The following is a 17,603-nucleotide window of genomic DNA, read 5'->3' on the forward strand; positions in this document are numbered from 1 at the left end:
CAAGATGGGATTTTTTAATGCGAGAACAAAGAAAAAGGGGAATGGCTGCCCGGAGGCGGACACTCCCCAAGTGAAGAACCCGGAAGCAGCGGATGTGGTCATCCACATCGTGGACGACGCCCGGACGGAAAAGGCTGCGGGCTTCCTCCGCTACCTGAAGCCCCGGCAGGGGACACACCGCCAGTGCATTTACCTCAGCCGCGAGATGCACGGGAAACTCTCCCGTATCGTGCGGACATTGGGCGTGAACGGCAGTACCATCGGCGGGTATATCGAGAACGTGCTGGAGGAACACCTCCGGACCTACGGGGACGACATCAATGCCCTGATACGCCGTGAATCCTCTCAACCGCTTTAATCATGGCCGAGCTGTTGATTGTGCTGATGATGGCCTTCAACCTGTGGATGGTCATCTACCTGACTTGGGAACGCCGGGAAGACAACAAGGCGGAAGACGGCAAGGGGAAGGACTGCGAAATGAAAGGAATGCCCGACGATATTGTGGGGAAAAGCCGGTTCCGAATGGCGGAAAGGAAGCCACAAGCTGCCACAATGAAGCCAAATGCTGCCACGGATGCCCAAAGTGAAGATGTGGACGAAAAGGACGTTACCTTTGCCGACGAAACACCGGAACGCCATCCTCGCCAAGTGCCCGACGGGGAACTGGACGAGGTGTTTGCAGACAGCCGCGTGTCGGACATGGCAGAATATGACGAGGACGAGGAATATGACGGTGAACCCCATGAGGCGGGAGGATTGACCTTCGAGGACATCGACCTTGCCATGCGGACAGCGAAGAAACCGAAAGCCACGAAAGAGGAACGCCGACACGCCGGAATGGTGTTCTGCGACATGAAAGGAAACGAACTGTTCGCGATGATAGAAAAGAGTTCGGAGGCGACCCGCAAGAAGCTGGACGAGCTGATGGACTACTATCTGGACTCCGTGTCGGCGGCTCAGGCAAAACCGGCACCGGCGGTAATGCCCAAGAAAGCGCCCGCAGTTCCGGATAATATTGAGGATTTCAACATCCGTGATTTTGTATAACAAGTAAAACGTAACAATGATGCGAAAAAAGAAAATCGACTACGGCTAAACCACGGCTTGCCACCGAACCACTAAATCCACAAGCCGGCTTCATCCAAAGCCGCAAGAAGTAAAACAAGTATCAACCGCCAAAGGGACTATCCAACCCGGAGGCACAAAAAAAGAAACGATTATGACAAAGACATTGAAGAAAAAGCAAATCATTCTCGCAGCCCTTCTGCTGGCTGCAAACATCTCAGCGTCCGCACAAGGCAACGGCATGGCGGGCATCAATGAGGCTACCAACCTCGTGACCAGCTATTTCGACCCCGGCACGAAACTCATCTACGCCATCGGAGCGGTCGTCGGGCTTATCGGGGGCATCAAGGTATATGGCAAGTTCTCGTCGGGCGACCCCGACACCTCGAAGACCGCCGCAAGCTGGTTCGGGGCGTGCATCTTCCTGATTGTGAGCGCGACGATTCTCCGTTCGTTCTTCCTTTAATAAACGGGCATACCTATACATATTATAATAAGGTAAAAGGACAATGGCTGAATACCCTATCAACAAGGGCATAGGCCGTCCGGTGGAGTTCAAGGGACTGAAGGCGCAATACCTGTTCATCTTCGCAGGCGGGCTGCTTGCCGCCTTCATCCTCTTTGTCATCCTGTACATGGCAGGCGCGGGCCAATGGCTCTGCATCGGCTTCGGTGCGGTGTCGGCTTCCGCCACCGTGTGGCTCACGTTCCGCCTGAACGCGAAGTACGGCGAACACGGGCTGATGAAGCTGGGCGCGGCACGGATGCGCCCCCGCCATGTGCTCCACCGCAGACGGGTGTCCAATCTGTTAAGACGAAAAAAGAAAGGAAGAAACGTATGAGAAATGTAATGAAAGCCACCACGCTGGAAAGCCGCTTCCCGTTGCTCTCGGTGGAGCACGGCTGCATCGTCTCGAAGGACGCGGACATTACTGCCGCCTTCGAGGTGGAACTGCCGGAGGTCTATACCGTCACGGCGGAGGAGTACGAGGCCATCCATGCCACGTGGTGCAAGGCGATAAAGGTGCTGCCCGACTACACGGTGCTGCACAAGCAGGACTGGTACGTGAAGGAGCGGTACCGCCCCGACACAGGCAGGGAGGGCATGGGCTTCCTTGCCCGCAGCTACGAGATGCACTTCAACGAGCGCCCGTTCCTGCACCACAAGTGCTACCTGTTCCTGACGAAGACGACGAAGGAGCGCATGAGACAGCAGAGCAACTGGAACACCCTGTGCCGGGGGCACATCGTGCCGAAGGAGATGCAGGACAAGGAAACGACGGTGAAGTTCATCGAGGCGGTGGAGCAGTTCGCGCGTATCCTGAACGATTCGGGGCATGTCAGGCTGCGCCGGCTCTCCGATGACGAAATCATCGGCACGGAAAAGGAAACGGGCATCATAGGCAGGTACTTCGCGCTCTCGCCGGGCAATGTGGACTGTCTGGAGGACATCGAAATGACGGCAAGGGAGATGCGTATCGGCGACAACCGGCTGTGCCTGCATACCCTGTCGGACACGGAAGACCTGCCCGCTGCGGTGGCCACTGACAGCCGTTACGAACGGCTCTCGACCGACCGCTCGGACTGCCGCCTGTCGTTCGCCGCTCCCGTGGGCCTGCTGCTTCCCTGCAACCACATATACAACCAGTACGTGCTCATCGGCAACAGCGACGAGGAACTGCGCCGCTTCGAGAAAACGGCGAGGAACATGCAGTCGCTCTCGCGGTACAGCCGTCAGAACGCCATCAACCGCGAGTGGATCGAGGAGTACCTGAACGAAGCGCACTCGCAGGGGCTGAAGTCCGTCCGCGCCCACTTCAACGTGATGGCGTGGAGCGACGACGCGGAGGAACTGAAACGCATCAAGAACGATGTAGGCAGCCAGTTGGCGAGCATGGGCTGCGTGCCGCGCCACAACACGACGGACTGCCCGACACTGTTCTGGGCAGGCATCCCCGGCAATGCGGCGGACTTTCCGGCAGAAGAGTCGTTCCACACGTTCATCGGGCAGGCGGTGTGCCTCTTCGCCGGCGAGACCAACTACAAGGACTCGCCCTCCGCCTTCGGCATCCGCATGGCGGACAGGATAAGCGGCAAGCCGCTGCACATCGACATCTCCGACCTGCCGATGAAGCGGGGCGTGACGACGAACAGAAACAAGTTCGTATTGGGTCCTTCGGGAAGCGGCAAGTCATTCTTCATGAACCACCTTGTCAGGCAGTATTACGAACAAGGATCCCACGTGGTGCTGGTCGATACGGGCAACTCCTACCAAGGGCTGTGCGAGATGATACACCGCAAGACGAAGGGCAGGGACGGCATCTACTTCACCTACACGGAGGAAAAGCCCATCTCGTTCAACCCGTTCTACACGGACGACGGGGTGTTCGACGTGGAGAAGAAGGACAGCATCAAGACGCTGCTGCTCACCCTGTGGAAAAGCGAGAACGAACCCGCCACAAAAACGGAGTCAGCGGAACTGGGCAGCGCGGTAAACGCCTACATCCTGAAAATCCAACAGGACAAGGGCATCGTGCCGTCGTTCAACTCGTTCTACGAGTACATGCGGGACGTGTACCGCAAGGAGATGGAGGAACGCTACATCAAGGTGGCAAAGACGGACTTCAACATCGACAACTTCCTGACCACTCTCCGGCAGTATTACCGGGGCGGACGGTACGACTTCCTGCTCAACTCCACGGAGAACATCGACCTGCTGCACAAGCGGTTCGTGGTCTTCGAAATTGACAGTGTGAAGGATAATGCCGAGCTTTTTCCGGTGGTCACGATTATCATCATGGAAGCATTTATCAACAAGATGCGGCGGCTGAAAGGCGTAAGGAAACAGCTCATCGTGGAGGAGGCTTGGAAGGCTCTTTCTTCGGCGAACATGGCTGATTATCTGCGCTATATGTACAAGACGGTCAGAAAATACTTCGGCGAGGCGATTGTGGTGACGCAGGAGGTGGACGACATCATCTCGTCGCCCATCGTGAAGGAGAGCATCATCAACAACTCGGACTGCAAGATACTGCTCGACCAACGGAAGTTTATGAACCGCTTTGACCAGATACAGTCCCTCTTGGGGTTGACGGAAAAGGAGAAGTCGCAGATACTCTCCATCAACCAGTCTAATGACCCGTCAAGGCGGTACAAGGAAGTCTGGATAGGGCTGGGCGGCACACAGTCGGCGGTGTACGCCACGGAAGTATCCATGCACGAGTATCTTGCCTACACGACGGAGGAAACGGAAAAGATGGAAGTCCGCGAACTGGCGGAGAAGCTGGGCGGCGACATGGAAGCCGCCATACGGCAGATAGCGGAAAGGCGAAAAGAAGAAAAACAGTAAACAGATTATTCAACGACATTAAAAATTGAAACAGAAAATGAACATTGAACTGACAAAGACACAACGGCTGCTGCTTTGCGGCGGTCTGATTGGCTTGGCATCGCTGATGCTGCAAGCCTGCGAAACGGTAATGAAGGAAAACGAAGACGTCCGCGAGAAGATTTGCGGCAACTGGCAGAGTGCGGAGGCGGGACCCGACATACTGGTGTACAAGGAGGGTGAACACTACAAGGTGACGCTGTTCCGACGGTCGGGCGTGCGCCGCAGGCTGAAGCCGGAAACCTACCTGCTCCAGCGGGAGGAGAACGGCAACCTCTACATGAACACGGGCTTTCGCATCGACGTGGCGTACAACGAGGAAACGGACGTGCTGACCTTCTCGCCGAACGGCGACTACATCCGGGTAAATATGGAGGACGCTTCGGACGGCGAAAAGAAGGAAGGACAATAAAAAACTAATGTACCACTAAATCCAACGTGAATGAGAATGAGACAGAAACTGAAAATGCCGCTGATAGCGGTCTGCCTGTGCCTCACGGGTGCGGGCACGGCAAACGCCCAGTGGGTGGTGTCCGACCCCGGCAACCTCGCCCAGAGCATCATCAACTCCGCCAAGGAGATGGTGGAGACGGCGGGCACGAAGGCGAACACCCTGAACGGCTTTCTGGAAACCAAGAAAGTGTTCGAGCAGGGCAAGAAGTATTACGACGCGCTCCAAGCCGTGCATGACGTGGTGAAAGGCGGCGTGAAGGTGACGAAGAGCATCGGGCTGGTGATGGAAATCTCCGAAATCTACGTGGAAAACTACCAGAAGATGCTCTCGGACGAGAACTACACGCCGGAGGAGCTTGCCGCCATCTCGTCGGGCTACGCCATGCTGATAGACGAAAGCTCGGACGTGCTGCAAGATTTGAAGAACGTGGTGAACGTCACGGGGATGTCGCTCTCGGACGCGGAACGGCTGGCGATCATCGACAACGCCTACCGCAGCCTGATGAACTACCGCAACCTTGTGCGCTACTACACGGGCAAGACCATCTCGGTGAGCTACCTGCGGGCAAGGAAGAAGAACGACATGGACCGGGTGATGTCGCTGTACGGAACGGCTAACGAAAGGTACTGGTAGCCTATGGGAGAGTTCGACAACCTTCACCAGATACTCCTTTCGCTCTACGACGAGATGATGCCGCTCTGCGCGGACATGACGGGCGTGGCGAAGGGGCTTGCCGGGCTGGGCGCACTGTTCTACGTGGCGATGCGCGTATGGCAGTCGTTGGCACGAGCCGAAGCGATAGACGTGTACCCGCTGCTGAGACCTTTTGCATTAGGTCTGTGCATCCTGTTCTTCCCGACCATCGTATTGGGCACGATGAACAGCGTGCTGAGTCCCATCGTGCAGGGTGTACACGGGATTCTCGAAGAACAGACCTTCGACATGAACGAGTACCGGGAGCAGAAGGACAAACTGGAGTACGAGGCGCTGATGCGCAACCCGGAAACCGCCTACCTCGCCTCAGACGAGGAGTTTGACCGGCAGCTGGACGAGCTGGGCTGGTCGCCCTCGGATCTCGTGACGATGACGGGGATGTACATGGACCGGGCGGCGTACAACATCAAGAAAAGCGTGCGTGACTGGTTCCGCGAACTGCTTGAACTGATGTTCGCCGCAGCCGCACTCATCATCGACACGCTACGGACGTTCTTCCTCGTAGTGCTCAGCATCTTGGGACCGATAGCCTTCGCCTTCTCCGTGTGGGACGGCTTCCACTCGACGCTCTCGGCGTGGTTCAGCCGCTACATACAGATTTACCTCTGGCTTCCGGTGTCCGACCTGTTCAGTACCATACTGGCGAAAATCCAGATTCTGATGCTCCAGCAGGACATCGAGCGTATGCAGACCGACCCGAACTTTTCGCTGGATGCAAGCGACGGGGTGTACATCGTATTCCTTATCATCGGCATCGTGGGTTATTTCACCATACCGACGGTGGCGGGCTGGATTATCCAAGCCGGAGGCGGCATCGGCAGCTACAACAAGAACATCGGGACCGCCGGGGCTTTGGGCGGCAGCGTGGCAGGTGCAGCCGCAGGAAACGTGGCGGGGCGTGCCGGGAAGCTCATCAAGGGAACGGCTGGAAAGGTGTTCAAGAGGTAACAGCCGGAACGGTCGAAGTGGCACTTTGGGGTTGCCTATGTGCCACTTTGACCTCCCCGAAGTGCCACTTCGGGAAACGGATACTGAATGATGATTTTACAAACAGAAAAAGAAAGACGAAAAGAAAATGGAATTCAAATCACTAAAGAACATCGAGACGAGTTTCCGGCAGATACGTCTGTTCGGCATCGTCTATACGGCAGCCTGCGCCCTCGTGGTGGTCTGCTCGGTGGTGTGCGCCTTCCGCTTCGCCGAGGCACAGCGGCAGAAGATATACGTCCTCGACGGGGGCAAGAGCCTGATGCTCGCGCTCTCGCAGGACCTGTCGCAGAACCGTCCGGCGGAAGCGAGGGAACACGTGCGCCGTTTCCATGAGCTGTTCTTCACGCTCTCACCGGAGAAAAGCGCGATAGAACACAACGTGAAGCGTGCCCTGCTCCTGGCGGACAAGAGCGCGTACAACTACTACGCCGACTTCGCCGAAAAAGGCTTCTACAACCGCATCATCGCCGGCAACATCAACCAGGTGCTTCAGGTGGACAGCGTGGTGTGCAACTTTGACCGCTACCCCTACGAGGCGAGGACATACGCCCGTCAGATGATTATCCGCGAGAGCAACGTGACGGAACGCACGCTTGTGACCGCCTGCCGCCTGCTCAACGCGAGCCGCTCGGACGACAATCCGAACGGATTTACCATCGAGGGCTTCACGGTGCTGGAAAACAAGGACATCCGAACCATAGAAAGATGATGCGCGTATGGGAAAGATGAAAACTCTCATTGAAAAGTACACCACCAATTTCAAGAAGAAATTGCGTGGAAAACTGGAAGCCCTGCCGCCGAAGGCACGTCTGGGGATAGTCCTCACGGCATTTGCCGCTTTCGCCTCGCTCTGCCTGTACATGACCGTCACCGCCATCGCCGGTTTCGGCAAGGGGAACGGGGCAATGGAGATACGGCACATCGAGAAATTGGACCTGCCGATGCAGGAAAGTATGAACCTATATAATAATGTATATGGAAAAGGAACAGAAGAAGAATGAACAGAAAGAGAAAAAGCCGCTGACCGAACAGCAGCGGCAGCAACGCAAGAAGATGCTGGTCTATCCGCTGATGGGACTGTTGTTCCTGGGCTGCCTATGGCTCATCTTCGCACCGTCCTCCGAGGACAGGGAGAAGGCACGGCAGGGGCAGGGATTCAACACGGACATGCCCCTGCCAGAAGACTCGAAAATCATCGGTGACAAGGCGAAAGCCTACGAGCAGTTGCAGTTGGAGAACCGGCAGAAAGAACGCCGGGACATGGTGGGCGACCTGTCCTCGTTCTGGCACGACGGCGCGGAAAAGCCGGACACGGCGGCTGCATCGGACGACTACCGCCTGACACAGACGGAACCGTCCGAAAATGAGCGTGCCGATAAGCAACAGGCGGGCATACGCACCTCCGCTGCCGCCTATGAGCGGCTGAGCACTTCGCTGGGCACGTTCTACGAGCCGCCGAAGGAGGACCGGGAAAAGGAGGAGCTTCGGGAACGCATCGACAAACTGGAAGCCATGCTGATGGCGCAGGAGGGCAAGCCGTCCTCGATGGAGGAACAGGTCGCGCTCTTGGAAAAGTCCTACGAACTGGCGGCAAGATACCAGAACGGGAAGGGCAATGCCGGGCAGAGCGCACAGCCCGAAGGGACGGAAACATCCGCCAAGGCGGACGGAAAGAGCATGAAGGCTGAACCGGTAAGCGGGGTGCGTCCGGCGGTGGTGTCCGCCTTGCCGCAGCCCATGACGGACTCGGCTTTCATTGCGGACTACGCAGGTGAACGGAACTACGGTTTCCACACCGCCATCGGCACGGCGGAAGCCTCGGAAAAGAACACCATCGCCGCCTGCGTGCAGGGCGACCAGACCCTCACGGACGGGCAGACGGTGAAGCTCCGGCTGCTGGAGCCGATGCGCGTGTCGGGGCGCGTCATCCCCCGGAACACGCTCCTTGTGGGCGCGGCACGGTTGCAGGGCGAAAGGCTCGGCATCGGCATCACCTCGCTGGAACACGGGGGAAACATCATCCCGGTGGAACTGGAGGTGTACGACAGCGACGGGCAGGCGGGCATCTTCATACCCGGCTCGATGGAGATTGACGCGGCAAAGGAAATCGGGGCGAACATGGGCAGCTCGCTCGGAAGCAGCATCAACATATCGACCGACGCGGGGGCGCAGCTCGCCTCCGATCTGGGTCGCGGGGCGATACAGGGCATCTCGCAGTACATCTCGAAAAGGATGCGCACCATCAAGGTGCATCTGAAATCGGGGTACAGGGTGCTGCTGTACCAAGAAAAGGAATGAACAGCCCAAAAACATAAAGGCGAAAAAAGAAAAAATAATCAACAAACCAATTTTTATTTACCACTAAATCCAACGTAAAATGAGTATCAAGAAAGTAATGACAATGTTTGCCCTGCTGATGGGCATCGCCTGTGCGAGCTACGCGCAGGGAGTGACGAACGACAGCACCGCCACCGCCAAGGAGGACGGGCTGGAACTGGTGAAGGACGTCTATCCACAGACGGAGGAGGACGGCGACCTGTACCACGGTCTGACGAAGAAGCTGATGTTCGACCGCATGATACCGCCGCACGGTCTGGAGGTCACGTATGACAAGACCGTCCACATCCTGTTTCCGGCGGCGGTGCGCTACGTGGACTTGGGTTCGCCCAACCTGATAGCGGGCAAGGCGGACGGCGCGGAGAACGTCATCCGCGTGAAGGCGACGGTCAGGGACTTCCGCAGCGAGACGAACATGAGCGTCATCACGGAGGATGGCAGCTTTTATACCTTCAACGTGAAGTACGCCGACGAGCCGCTTATCCTGAACGTGGAGATGAAGGACTTTATCCACGACGGCAGCACGGTGAACCGACCGAACAACGCGCAGGAGATTTATTTGAAGGAGCTGGGCAGCGAAAGCCCGATGCTGGTACACCTCATCATGAAGTCGCTGCACAAGGAGGACAAGCGCAAGGTGAAGCACATCGGCTGCAAGCGTTTCGGCATCCAGTACCTGCTGAAAGGGATTTATGTCCACAATGACCTGCTGTATTTCCACACGGAAATCAAGAACCAGAGCAACGTGCCGTTTGACGTGGACTACATCACGTTCAAGATTGTGGACAAGAAGGTGGCGAAGCGTACCGCCATGCAGGAGCAGGTGCTGTTCCCGCTCCGCGCCTACAACTACGCCGTCCGTGTAGCCGGGAAGCAGTCCGAACGCACGGTGTTCTGCCTCCCGAAGTTCACCATCCCCGACGGCAAGCAGCTCGTGGTGGAGATGAACGAGAAGGACGGCGGACGCCACCAGACGTTTACCGTGGAGAACGAGGACCTGGTACAGGCTGAAACCATCAACGAGTTGCGTGTGCGATGAAAGGAAAGGTACTGTTTATTGTAACGCTTCTGTCCGTCCTCCTGGCAGGACGGGCGGAAGCCCAGCGGTGCCTGCCGAAGATGCGGGGCATCGAACTGAAAGCCGGGCTGAACGGGGCGGACGGCTATGTGCTGGGAGCCACGCTGTCAAGCTATGCCAAAGGCGGCAACAAGTGGGTGTACGGGGTGGAATATCTGCAAACCAACCATGATTATAGGAGTACGACCATCCCTGCGGCGCAGTTCACGGCGGAGGGCGGCTTCTACTACAACTTCCTGTCGGACGCGAAAAAGGTGGTGTTCCTCTATGCGGGCGCGTCAGCCCTTGCCGGGTACGAGACGGTGAACTGGGGCGAAAAGACGCTGTACGACGGGGCGCGGCTGAACAACGGGGACGCCTTCGTCTATGGCTGTGCCGCCACGCTGGACATGGAGGTGTACCTCGCGGACTTCATCGCGCTGACGGCTTCGCTCAGGGAGCGTTTCCTCTGGGGTGGAAGCATAGGGGTATGCCATACGGAGTACGGGATAGGTGTCAAGTTCATCATCAACTGACGGATGCCTATGGACATAGAAGCGATGAAACGGTTTCCGATAGAGGACTTCCTCGCCCGGCTGGGACATCATCCCGTGCAAAGGCGTGCCAATGCCGTCTGGTACAGGTCGCCTTACAGGGAGGAGCATACGCCTTCCTTCAAGGTGAACCCGGAGAAGAACCTCTGGTTCGATTTCGGTGAGGGCAAGGGCGGCAACATCTTCGCATTGGCAGGCGAGTTCATCAAGACGGGCGACTTCCTCACGCAAGCGAGGTATGTGGCGGAAGTGGCGGGTATGCCGGCACAGGACTATGGACCGCAAAAAGCCGTTGATACGCACCGTTCCGACGGACACAGCTTCGAGGATGTGGAGGTGCTGCCTTTACAGAACCGGGCGTTGCTCCATTACCTGCAAGAGAGGGGTATACCGTCCGCCGTCGCCATTGCGAACTGCAAGGAGATGCGCTACACCACGCACGGCAAGCGGTATTTCGCCGTGGCTTTCGGCAACGAAGGCGGCGGCTACGAGATACGCAACCCGTTCTTCAAGGGCTGCGTGCCGCCGAAGGACGTGACCCTGCTGTCGGTCGGCTCGGCGACCTGCAACGTGTACGAGGGCTTCATGGACTACCTCTCCGCCCGTGCGCTGGGCATCGGCGGCAAGGAAGACCACCTCGTGCTCAACTCGGTGTCCAACGTGGCGAGGGCGTACCGCCATCTGGACGGCTACGGGCGGATAAAGTGCTACCTTGACAATGACGAAGCCGGACGGCGGACGCTGGGGGCTTTGCTTGCACGTTACGGCGATAGGGTATCGAACTGCTCCGGCATCTATGACGGGTGCAAGGACTTGAACGAGCACCTGCAAAGGGTGCTTGCCGAAAGGCAGGCTCAAAGCGAGAACGAAAAGAAAAACAAATCCATCAGACTATAACAGATTATGAACATGAATAAATTGAACCAAAAAGCGAAAAGAAACATAGTAAGAACCTTTGCTGCTCTCTGTGTGGGTATGCTCTCCATAGGCTTCACTTCCTGCGATGATGACTTGGATGTGACGCAAGCCTACCCGTTCACGGTGGAGACCATGCCCGTGCCGAAGGAACTGGCGCAGGGTGAAACGGCGGAAATACGCTGCGAGCTGGTGCGTGAGGGCGAGTTTGACGGGGCGGTCTATACCATCCGCTACTTCCAGTTTGACGGCGAAGGCACGCTGAAGCTGGATAACGGCTTGGTATTTCTGCCCAACGACCGCTACCTGCTGGAGAACGAGAAGTTCCGCCTGTATTACACCTCGGAGTGCGACGAGTCGCAGAGCCTGACCATCACGGTGGAGGACAATTTCGGCAATGCCTTCGAGTGGGAAGTCGAGTTCAACAACGACTCGGATGCGGATGTGGCGGTGTCGGACACCTTGAACGTCAGCCGATGATGCGCAAGGCGTTGCTCCTGCTGCTGGCGGCTGCCCTCTGCGGCAGCCTGCCGGCACAGCATACGGATGAAACGGCACGGCTGCTGGCGCTGTTCAACAGCCACCCGAAAGCCGACATTGCCGTCGAACTGGTGAAAAAATACGAGGGGCTGCATGACCGTTCCGACTACCCGTATTACGGCTACGGACACCGCAGGCTGCCGAACGAGAAGCTGTCCTACGGTATGACGGAGGCGGAAGCGGAAGCCCTGCTCCGCAAGGATTTGGCGGTGCGTTACAGGCTGTTCCGCAAGTATGGGAAAGACGCCTTGCTCCTGACCGTCCTAAGCTACAACGTAGGGCAAGGGGTACTGCTCGGTCATGGCGGGCATCCGAAAAGCGGGCTTGTCCGCAAGCTGGAAGCCGGGAACAGGGACATTTACCGTGAATACACAGCCTACTGCCGGTACAAGGGCAAAACCGTCCGCTCGATAGAGCGGCGGCGCAAAATGGAGTTCCTGCTGCTATATGAGCCGTGAGGCTATGGGATAAAAAAGAACCGATGAAATTGCTTCATCGGTTCTTTTTCCTTGTATGGCATTTATGGTATCACATTCGGTATGACACCTTGTTTGATGGTCTTACCGTTCCTGCAAAGTTCAATGACACCCGGACTAAATCCCATGTCTGCCAAAGCGACACATCGGATATAGTCCTCGTATTCCTTGCCGCTGAAATTCTTGCCTGTCAGATTATTGAAGAACATAGGGATGCTTCTCCCGTCCTCGCTGTATAACACGGTCTTGCCGTTCTGTCTGATTTCGTCCATATCATGTAATTATTTTTATGATACCTATTTATCGAAGATGGGAACAAAAGGGCTTTTTGCTACTTTTGAGCCGCCTCCTGCTCACCGTCAAAAGTAGCGGGCGGCAAACTCCGCCGCCCGCCGAAGGGTCAGAAACGGGTGTATAGTCCCGTTACCTGCGTGAATATGTCTTGTAACATATCAAAATACACTCCCTCGTACTTGGCAATCTCCTTGACCTTGATGTCGAAGTGCTTAGTCATGGACTGGCGGTAGAAATACATGGTGTATGTATCTGTATCCTCGTCCAATATCACTTTCAAGCGGTTGGCGGAAGTCTTGTTCCTCGCAAGGCTCATTTGCAGCCCGTTCCGCAAGCCTATGAAATCCTTGCTGCCCGTCATGGCGGCAAACCTGCGTCCGCCCATCTGTTCTAAAATCGTCTTTGCTATCATCGTTTATATTTAAGTTGTCCTTTGTTAAGGGTGGCTTTTGCCACCCCGATTTTTTATTTGAAGTTCATCCGCTGGCGGATATTTTCAAGGGTACGCTCGGCAATGGGGCGTGTATCTTTTGTCCATAGGTCATAGTCATGCACGGATACTCCCACGCTCCGCAGGTCACGGATATAGCCGGACACATAATCTCCCGAAGGGAGGTAAACGAACTGCATCCATGCGTCCTTGCCGTCTGTCAGTATAAAATAGTATTTCATGATGCTTTTTCTTTTAATGGTGTTGGAAGTGTGGGCGGTGGTGTCCACCGCCACGCACTCAAAATTCTCTCATATCAGCGATAGTCGTACAGTGTGTGAGCCATTCCTTTACGCAGGGCATGTTGTATTCGGAAGTGATGACTGCCGTATGCTCGTTTATTTGCGTAAACCTCGTACTTTCATAGTCCTCTACCCATCCTTTGAGGGTGTCAGTTCCCCATGCGTCCGCATCGGAAAACATATTGTCCAATACCTTGATTGGGTCGCTGAACGTAACTATCAGCGTATCATAGCCTGCTGTCATAGCCTGTCCTCCTTCGCTTTAATCCATTCGTCACGCAGCCGCCTGCACTCGTCCAAAGTGGGTTTCACGCAGGAGAACAACTCTCCGTCTGTATGGCGATAGTCGTATTGCACGAAAGTGCGCCTTTTCCTACCGATACTCATTTGGAAACTCTCGTATTTCTCCGTTCCTGCCGTTTGGCAGGTGCTTACTCCGTTAATGGTCATTCTCGTTGTCATAGCCTTATCAATTAAAATTCAACAATCAGTAATCTGTTCTCCAAACATTGGTCGGGGTCGGATGCCTTTTTCTGCGTCACCCATAAATGGTGTGCGCCATATCCAAAGGCGAAAAGAGCATTGAAAAGTTCCTTTCGGGCGAACACCTCCATTACACCCCTTACATCCTGCTCATTCTTTGTCAGTACAAGCGTGTTCAACAATTCGATAAACATTTCGGGCAGTTCTTCGTGCCATCCAAAAACCATATTTTCTATTTTCACTTCCATATCTGTATTTATTAGGTTGTTATACAATCATGCCGCTTTCATCCGCTGCCGTATCTGCTCGGCATTGTCCTCCACCAATTTGATGATACGGTCGTGGTATTCGGTGTTGGAGTTGCATACGCCACGGCTCTGCACCACTTTCAACGTCTGCAAGTCCACTTCCACCGTTTCGATGCGTTCTCCGTCAATTCGTGCGGACAGTATCAGCGAATTTTCATCATTGTAGTAAGCGTTGGTATAGACGCAATGGTGCATGGCTTTCCCTTCCTCGTAAAACTCATCCACGCTTTGCAATACCTTTACAATGATTAGTCCGTCCGTCAGTACAAGGTTGAGGAAAGCGGCTTTCTTTCGGATATACTCGTCTTTCTCTTTCACCATATCCTCCAAACGTTTCCGCTCACGCTCCAACCGCTCGGCTTCCATTGCAATGCGCTGTTGCTCCCGTTCACGCTCCAATTGGGCTTGTCTTTTCTCCATATATAGGTCGTGGGCTGCCTTGAGGTCGGTCGGGCAGATGAAATGGGGGTTGCGCAGGTCTTTCCCCAATTTCTCCAACAGATATACAAGGTCGCACCACAATGATAGGTCGGTTATGGCATATTTGTTCCGCATGGCTATCTTGTACGAGTGCCAACATCTGTCAAGTGCTTGCGGTTTGGAGAGGAAATAGCGCAAATGCTCGATATTGCCCGACTTCATCAGGGTTTCCGCACGGCTGTCCGAAAGCAATGCAGGGATGAGCTTGGTCGGCACAATGCCATGAAAGTCACCCTTGAAACCGTTTCTGCGTAACGTGTCCGTCACCTTGAATTTAGGGTATATCGGAGAATGGGCGATGTGGTCGTAGGCGATGTTGTCCTGCCGGATAGCCATAGGAGAGGCAAAAGAGAAAAGGTCAAGATACCTGCCCCAAATCCGCTGTTTGCCGACAACCGCCGTGCGTCCTTCCTTGTTCCACCAGTACTGACCGATTTCAAGTACATAGGGGTCAGCCTTGCAACCTTTCTCCATCTCCACGAAAAGGAGGTACATACGCAGCACTTGGTATTCCCCACACGTGGTAAGAACGGTGAAGTATTGTTTCTGCTGCACTTTGCGGACATAACTTGTTACCACTTCCAGCCTTGCCCCACATTCGGGGCAAGTGTAGTATTTTGTCTGTTTGTCCATAATCCAGCTATGACCGCAGTCCATGCAGGTGGTGCGTCCTTTGGGCAAACGGTGGGCGTAATGGTCAATGCACTCACGGAAAGCCCAATTCATCTGTGCTTTGGTTATGGGGCGGAGTTTCTTGCTCTGTGCAAGTACCGCTTTCTCGAATTTGTTTCTCGGTTTCATAGGTTCAGAATAATGAGAGTTCAACTTGTTGTGCGTTTGTTTTTTGGCTTGCCTTAGCCTTGTTTCGGTTCTGCAACTTGCGCAATTCCTCGGCTTGGTATTGGCGGATGGCTTGCTGCCGTGCTTCCGCCTTTTCCTCGTCAGTCAGTTCTACCGTATGGTTCACGACTACTTGGCATTGCAGTGGCTTGCCCACTTCAATGTCGTCCTCGTCATAGTAGTGGACGGCTTGGGAATAGATTTCACCGTCCGTAAAGCCGTTGCAGCCGCTTTTCTGTACCCAATTGAGGATATAGGTCACGCAATCCTCTATGTTCTTGTTCGGCTTGTTGTAATTTGCTGCAAACAGTTTGTCCTCCGCTGCACGGTTGTCCAGATAGGCTTGGATTGTACGCTTGAAATGGTCTGTTGTCTTGTTCATATCGTCAGATTTTAGATGTTGTCATTCGTGTAAAGTATGTCGCAGTCCTCCACTTCGGCTGGAAGTCCGAAAAGGGGATAACGTGAGAAATAGGGCTGTGTGTTGCCTTCTTCGTCCGTAAGGGGTGAGACAATCTGCACTTTCCACTTGCTCAACCATTCGTCAATCATGCGGATTTCCTCGTCCGTCAGTCCCGTCATGTCACCGTTGATGATGTACCCTAAACTCCATGTGGGTATCTTTTCCGTTGTCTTGTTCATAAGGTTCTCTTTTGATTGGTTGTCAAATGGTTTCTTTCAAAATCTCTCTCCAATAGATTGGCTCTACCTCGCTTAAAAGAAAGTCAATGAAGTCCTTTCTTGCATCCTTGCACAACTCCTTGTATATTTCTCGGAATGTGCCGAAATTGCCGTTAATGTACGTTTCCACCATATACTCAAAGATGTTGTCCACCTCGTAAAACCTGCATTGCTGCGCTGCCGTCTTGCTGTTTCTTTTCGCCATATCCTTATGAATTAAAGGGTTAATAACCAAATGAATGTCCAAATAATTGTCACTATTGAAAGTAGTGCGGTGAGGATGCCGAACATGAAGTTCAACACGCCCAATAGGATTTCCCCTGCGATGCCTACCGCCAAACCTCCTGCGCAAAGGGTAATGCCCCATGCCGCTCTCGCTACTGCGGACAATACTTTCCGCAAAGCCTTTCCGATGTCGTTCAATGTCATTCTCATATCGTCCAATTTTTAAGTTGTTTTTACTTGTCTTGCTCGGATGGGGAGGTCGGGTCGAGTCCTTTTTCTTTTCGCCTCTCCGTATGTCCGATGTTTCCTTGTGACGTCTTCCGACCGCGCATCGGTCGTTTTCGTTTCGGGGGCCATGCAAAGGTTAGGGAGTAGGTTCAGCAAATTTTTTCGACAGAATACTACCTGAGCTTGCGAAGTGTGGAGATTGTGGCTAAAAAATTTGTGTTCCTAATCCCGTCTTTACCTTTGCCCCTGCAACGAAAATGACCCACTGATGCCGTCTGGAATGGCGGCATGGGAATATCGGCATACTTGCTGGAGAGGCGGGAAGGAAAAGGGGGAAGCATAGAGGATGGCGCAACGCGCCACGGGGAAGTTCAAAGGGCGGCGCAACGGACAAGGGGAAAGCCCCGCTTTCCTGCCGCCGTGACAGAAGTCCTGCAACCGTCATTGTCATGCGTGCATGGCTTGCGGTTGCAAGTTTTCTGCCGACGGCACATGTCTTCAAACGGTTTTGTCTGCCATGCCCGGTTTGGCAAAAGCATGGCAAGACGGTTTGAGGACAGGGAAGACATGACAGCCGGAAATAGTCGCAGGTGCAGATTCACGCTTGCCGTGCCCTGCATCCGGCGGCATTTCGGCTGCTAAAAGAAGACGAGAAAAAGAAAATGGATAAAACGGACTTGTCCGTTCTGCACAAGCATATAAAAGAAGTGCCCACGACGAGGGCTGTGTCACTTGTGACATTGTGGTCGTCGTGGGCTTTTCTTTGCTTGTGCCGTTTCTGAAAGCGGCTTCTACGCAACAAGTCGGAAGTGGCTTTCAGAAGGGGTGAAAATAACAAGGGA

The 17,603-nt window shown here is 54.6% G+C and carries 26 protein-coding genes; 16 read left to right on the plus strand and 10 right to left on the minus strand.

The window, feature by feature from the left end; translation table 11 throughout:
* Positions 1 to 4: 4 nt before the first annotated feature.
* From ABGT88_RS07120 to ABGT88_RS07195, 16 genes are all read left to right on the plus strand, one after another.
* The gene (locus ABGT88_RS07120) at positions 5 to 358 is read left to right on the plus strand and encodes a DUF3408 domain-containing protein (protein ID WP_071148922.1); all 354 of its coding nucleotides are present in this window, start codon (positions 5 to 7) and stop codon (positions 356 to 358) included.
* A gap of 2 nt (positions 359 to 360) precedes the next feature.
* Positions 361 to 1,047 (plus strand): conjugal transfer protein TraD, encoded by a 687-nt coding sequence (locus tag ABGT88_RS07125; protein ID WP_346701230.1) that lies wholly within the window; start codon positions 361 to 363, stop codon positions 1,045 to 1,047.
* 172 nt (positions 1,048 to 1,219) lie between these two features.
* A complete protein-coding gene (locus ABGT88_RS07130) occupies positions 1,220 to 1,531 on the plus strand; it encodes a DUF4134 domain-containing protein (protein WP_055220740.1) in 312 nt (103 codons plus the stop codon).
* A 43-nt stretch (positions 1,532 to 1,574) separates the two neighbouring features.
* Positions 1,575 to 1,907, plus strand: a complete 333-nt coding sequence (locus ABGT88_RS07135) for a DUF4133 domain-containing protein (protein WP_055220742.1) — start codon at positions 1,575 to 1,577, stop codon at positions 1,905 to 1,907.
* Positions 1,904 to 4,414, plus strand: a complete 2,511-nt coding sequence (locus ABGT88_RS07140) for a TraG family conjugative transposon ATPase (protein WP_346701233.1) — start codon at positions 1,904 to 1,906, stop codon at positions 4,412 to 4,414. Before ABGT88_RS07135 ends, ABGT88_RS07140 begins: the two co-directional genes overlap by 4 nt.
* 37 nt (positions 4,415 to 4,451) lie before the next feature.
* Positions 4,452 to 4,865, plus strand: a complete 414-nt coding sequence (locus ABGT88_RS07145) for a DUF3876 domain-containing protein (RefSeq protein ID WP_087247974.1) — start codon at positions 4,452 to 4,454, stop codon at positions 4,863 to 4,865.
* A gap of 36 nt (positions 4,866 to 4,901) precedes the next feature.
* Positions 4,902 to 5,540, plus strand: a complete 639-nt coding sequence (locus ABGT88_RS07150; protein WP_235339543.1) for a DUF4141 domain-containing protein — start codon at positions 4,902 to 4,904, stop codon at positions 5,538 to 5,540.
* Positions 5,541 to 5,543: 3 nt separating this feature from the next.
* Positions 5,544 to 6,569, plus strand: a complete 1,026-nt coding sequence (gene traJ, locus ABGT88_RS07155; protein ID WP_072542206.1) for a conjugative transposon protein TraJ — start codon at positions 5,544 to 5,546, stop codon at positions 6,567 to 6,569.
* A gap of 127 nt (positions 6,570 to 6,696) precedes the next feature.
* Positions 6,697 to 7,320: a conjugative transposon protein TraK gene (traK, locus tag ABGT88_RS07160; protein WP_004322024.1), complete on the plus strand. Its 624-nt coding sequence runs from the start codon at positions 6,697 to 6,699 to the stop codon at positions 7,318 to 7,320.
* Positions 7,321 to 7,336: 16 nt separating this feature from the next.
* Positions 7,337 to 7,612 (plus strand): TraL conjugative transposon family protein, encoded by a 276-nt coding sequence (locus ABGT88_RS07165; protein WP_346702835.1) that lies wholly within the window; start codon positions 7,337 to 7,339, stop codon positions 7,610 to 7,612.
* The gene (gene traM / locus ABGT88_RS07170; protein ID WP_346701237.1) at positions 7,581 to 8,909 is read left to right on the plus strand and encodes a conjugative transposon protein TraM; all 1,329 of its coding nucleotides are present in this window, start codon (positions 7,581 to 7,583) and stop codon (positions 8,907 to 8,909) included. The genes ABGT88_RS07165 and traM overlap by 32 nt, the downstream gene beginning before the upstream one ends.
* 85 nt (positions 8,910 to 8,994) lie before the next feature.
* Positions 8,995 to 9,987 carry a conjugative transposon protein TraN gene (gene traN / locus ABGT88_RS07175; protein WP_346702837.1) on the plus strand — a complete coding sequence of 331 codons (993 nt, stop codon included), beginning with the start codon at positions 8,995 to 8,997 and terminating at the stop codon, positions 9,985 to 9,987.
* Entirely contained in the window at positions 9,984 to 10,541 is a 558-nt protein-coding gene (locus ABGT88_RS07180) for a conjugal transfer protein TraO (protein ID WP_087427211.1), read from the plus strand. The genes traN and ABGT88_RS07180 overlap by 4 nt, the downstream gene beginning before the upstream one ends.
* Before the next feature lie 3 nt (positions 10,542 to 10,544).
* Positions 10,545 to 11,456 (plus strand): toprim domain-containing protein, encoded by a 912-nt coding sequence (locus ABGT88_RS07185; RefSeq protein ID WP_204245632.1) that lies wholly within the window; start codon positions 10,545 to 10,547, stop codon positions 11,454 to 11,456.
* Between the two features lie 6 nt (positions 11,457 to 11,462).
* On the plus strand, positions 11,463 to 11,954 hold the full coding sequence (locus ABGT88_RS07190; protein ID WP_235326095.1) for a DUF3872 domain-containing protein: 492 nt from the start codon (positions 11,463 to 11,465) through the stop codon (positions 11,952 to 11,954).
* Positions 11,951 to 12,472, plus strand: a complete 522-nt coding sequence (locus ABGT88_RS07195; RefSeq protein WP_087427209.1) for a glycoside hydrolase family protein — start codon at positions 11,951 to 11,953, stop codon at positions 12,470 to 12,472. Before ABGT88_RS07190 ends, ABGT88_RS07195 begins: the two co-directional genes overlap by 4 nt.
* Before the next feature lie 62 nt (positions 12,473 to 12,534).
* Here ABGT88_RS07195 and ABGT88_RS07200 read toward each other — a convergent pair whose 3' ends face one another.
* From ABGT88_RS07200 to ABGT88_RS07245, 10 genes are all read right to left on the minus strand, one after another.
* Positions 12,535 to 12,762 (minus strand): hypothetical protein, encoded by a 228-nt coding sequence (locus ABGT88_RS07200; RefSeq protein WP_204433042.1) that lies wholly within the window; start codon positions 12,760 to 12,762, stop codon positions 12,535 to 12,537.
* A 128-nt stretch (positions 12,763 to 12,890) separates the two neighbouring features.
* On the minus strand, positions 12,891 to 13,196 hold the full coding sequence (locus tag ABGT88_RS07205; RefSeq protein ID WP_071148934.1) for a hypothetical protein: 306 nt from the start codon (positions 13,194 to 13,196) through the stop codon (positions 12,891 to 12,893).
* 53 nt (positions 13,197 to 13,249) lie between these two features.
* Positions 13,250 to 13,456 carry a hypothetical protein gene (locus ABGT88_RS07210; protein WP_204433043.1) on the minus strand — a complete coding sequence of 69 codons (207 nt, stop codon included), beginning with the start codon at positions 13,454 to 13,456 and terminating at the stop codon, positions 13,250 to 13,252.
* Positions 13,457 to 13,514: 58 nt separating this feature from the next.
* Positions 13,515 to 13,760, minus strand: coding sequence for a DUF6956 domain-containing protein (locus ABGT88_RS07215; protein WP_032570576.1), 246 nt, complete (start codon positions 13,758 to 13,760; stop codon positions 13,515 to 13,517).
* A complete protein-coding gene (locus tag ABGT88_RS07220; protein ID WP_021963145.1) occupies positions 13,757 to 13,978 on the minus strand; it encodes a DUF3873 domain-containing protein in 222 nt (73 codons plus the stop codon). Before ABGT88_RS07220 ends, ABGT88_RS07215 begins: the two co-directional genes overlap by 4 nt.
* Positions 13,979 to 13,989: 11 nt before the next feature.
* A complete protein-coding gene (locus ABGT88_RS07225; RefSeq protein ID WP_071148937.1) occupies positions 13,990 to 14,247 on the minus strand; it encodes a hypothetical protein in 258 nt (85 codons plus the stop codon).
* 27 nt (positions 14,248 to 14,274) lie between these two features.
* The gene (locus ABGT88_RS07230) at positions 14,275 to 15,588 is read right to left on the minus strand and encodes a PcfJ domain-containing protein (protein WP_071148938.1); all 1,314 of its coding nucleotides are present in this window, start codon (positions 15,586 to 15,588) and stop codon (positions 14,275 to 14,277) included.
* 4 nt (positions 15,589 to 15,592) lie between these two features.
* Positions 15,593 to 16,009: a PcfK-like family protein gene (locus ABGT88_RS07235; protein WP_071148939.1), complete on the minus strand. Its 417-nt coding sequence runs from the start codon at positions 16,007 to 16,009 to the stop codon at positions 15,593 to 15,595.
* Positions 16,010 to 16,020: 11 nt separating this feature from the next.
* Positions 16,021 to 16,269, minus strand: a complete 249-nt coding sequence (locus ABGT88_RS07240) for a DUF6926 domain-containing protein (RefSeq protein ID WP_071148940.1) — start codon at positions 16,267 to 16,269, stop codon at positions 16,021 to 16,023.
* Positions 16,270 to 16,524: 255 nt separating this feature from the next.
* Complete coding sequence (locus ABGT88_RS07245) at positions 16,525 to 16,743, minus strand: hypothetical protein (RefSeq protein WP_021963139.1); 219 nt, start codon at positions 16,741 to 16,743, stop codon at positions 16,525 to 16,527.
* Positions 16,744 to 17,603 lie beyond the last annotated feature (860 nt).

Origin of the sequence: Barnesiella sp. An22 (genome assembly GCF_963931395.1) — a bacterium.
GTDB lineage: Bacteria > Bacteroidota > Bacteroidia > Bacteroidales > Barnesiellaceae > Barnesiella > Barnesiella merdigallinarum.

Bases quoted from the DNA above. Each gene is read 5' to 3' on its own strand.
- ABGT88_RS07150 (WP_235339543.1), top strand. From the start codon at position 4,902: ATGAGACAGAAACTGAAAATGCCGCTGATAGCGGTCTGCCTGTGCCTC.
- ABGT88_RS07125 (WP_346701230.1), top strand. From the start codon at position 361: ATGGCCGAGCTGTTGATTGTGCTGATGATGGCCTTCAACCTGTGGATG.
- traJ (WP_072542206.1), top strand. From the start codon at position 5,544: ATGGGAGAGTTCGACAACCTTCACCAGATACTCCTTTCGCTCTACGAC.
- ABGT88_RS07130 (WP_055220740.1), top strand. From the start codon at position 1,220: ATGACAAAGACATTGAAGAAAAAGCAAATCATTCTCGCAGCCCTTCTG.
- ABGT88_RS07240 (WP_071148940.1), bottom strand. From the start codon at position 16,269: ATGAACAAGACAACGGAAAAGATACCCACATGGAGTTTAGGGTACATC.
- ABGT88_RS07120 (WP_071148922.1), top strand. From the start codon at position 5: ATGGGATTTTTTAATGCGAGAACAAAGAAAAAGGGGAATGGCTGCCCG.
- ABGT88_RS07210 (WP_204433043.1), bottom strand. From the start codon at position 13,456: ATGAAATACTATTTTATACTGACAGACGGCAAGGACGCATGGATGCAG.
- traK (WP_004322024.1), top strand. From the start codon at position 6,697: ATGGAATTCAAATCACTAAAGAACATCGAGACGAGTTTCCGGCAGATA.
- ABGT88_RS07165 (WP_346702835.1), top strand. From the start codon at position 7,337: ATGAAAACTCTCATTGAAAAGTACACCACCAATTTCAAGAAGAAATTG.
- traM (WP_346701237.1), top strand. From the start codon at position 7,581: ATGTATATGGAAAAGGAACAGAAGAAGAATGAACAGAAAGAGAAAAAG.
- ABGT88_RS07190 (WP_235326095.1), top strand. From the start codon at position 11,463: ATGAACATGAATAAATTGAACCAAAAAGCGAAAAGAAACATAGTAAGA.
- ABGT88_RS07135 (WP_055220742.1), top strand. From the start codon at position 1,575: ATGGCTGAATACCCTATCAACAAGGGCATAGGCCGTCCGGTGGAGTTC.
- ABGT88_RS07145 (WP_087247974.1), top strand. From the start codon at position 4,452: ATGAACATTGAACTGACAAAGACACAACGGCTGCTGCTTTGCGGCGGT.
- ABGT88_RS07220 (WP_021963145.1), bottom strand. From the start codon at position 13,978: ATGACAACGAGAATGACCATTAACGGAGTAAGCACCTGCCAAACGGCA.
- ABGT88_RS07195 (WP_087427209.1), top strand. From the start codon at position 11,951: ATGATGCGCAAGGCGTTGCTCCTGCTGCTGGCGGCTGCCCTCTGCGGC.
- ABGT88_RS07245 (WP_021963139.1), bottom strand. From the start codon at position 16,743: ATGAGAATGACATTGAACGACATCGGAAAGGCTTTGCGGAAAGTATTG.
- ABGT88_RS07185 (WP_204245632.1), top strand. From the start codon at position 10,545: ATGCCTATGGACATAGAAGCGATGAAACGGTTTCCGATAGAGGACTTC.
- ABGT88_RS07205 (WP_071148934.1), bottom strand. From the start codon at position 13,196: ATGATAGCAAAGACGATTTTAGAACAGATGGGCGGACGCAGGTTTGCC.
- ABGT88_RS07200 (WP_204433042.1), bottom strand. From the start codon at position 12,762: ATGGACGAAATCAGACAGAACGGCAAGACCGTGTTATACAGCGAGGAC.
- ABGT88_RS07230 (WP_071148938.1), bottom strand. From the start codon at position 15,588: ATGAAACCGAGAAACAAATTCGAGAAAGCGGTACTTGCACAGAGCAAG.
- ABGT88_RS07235 (WP_071148939.1), bottom strand. From the start codon at position 16,009: ATGAACAAGACAACAGACCATTTCAAGCGTACAATCCAAGCCTATCTG.
- ABGT88_RS07180 (WP_087427211.1), top strand. From the start codon at position 9,984: ATGAAAGGAAAGGTACTGTTTATTGTAACGCTTCTGTCCGTCCTCCTG.
- ABGT88_RS07215 (WP_032570576.1), bottom strand. From the start codon at position 13,760: ATGACAGCAGGCTATGATACGCTGATAGTTACGTTCAGCGACCCAATC.
- ABGT88_RS07140 (WP_346701233.1), top strand. From the start codon at position 1,904: ATGAGAAATGTAATGAAAGCCACCACGCTGGAAAGCCGCTTCCCGTTG.
- ABGT88_RS07225 (WP_071148937.1), bottom strand. From the start codon at position 14,247: ATGGAAGTGAAAATAGAAAATATGGTTTTTGGATGGCACGAAGAACTG.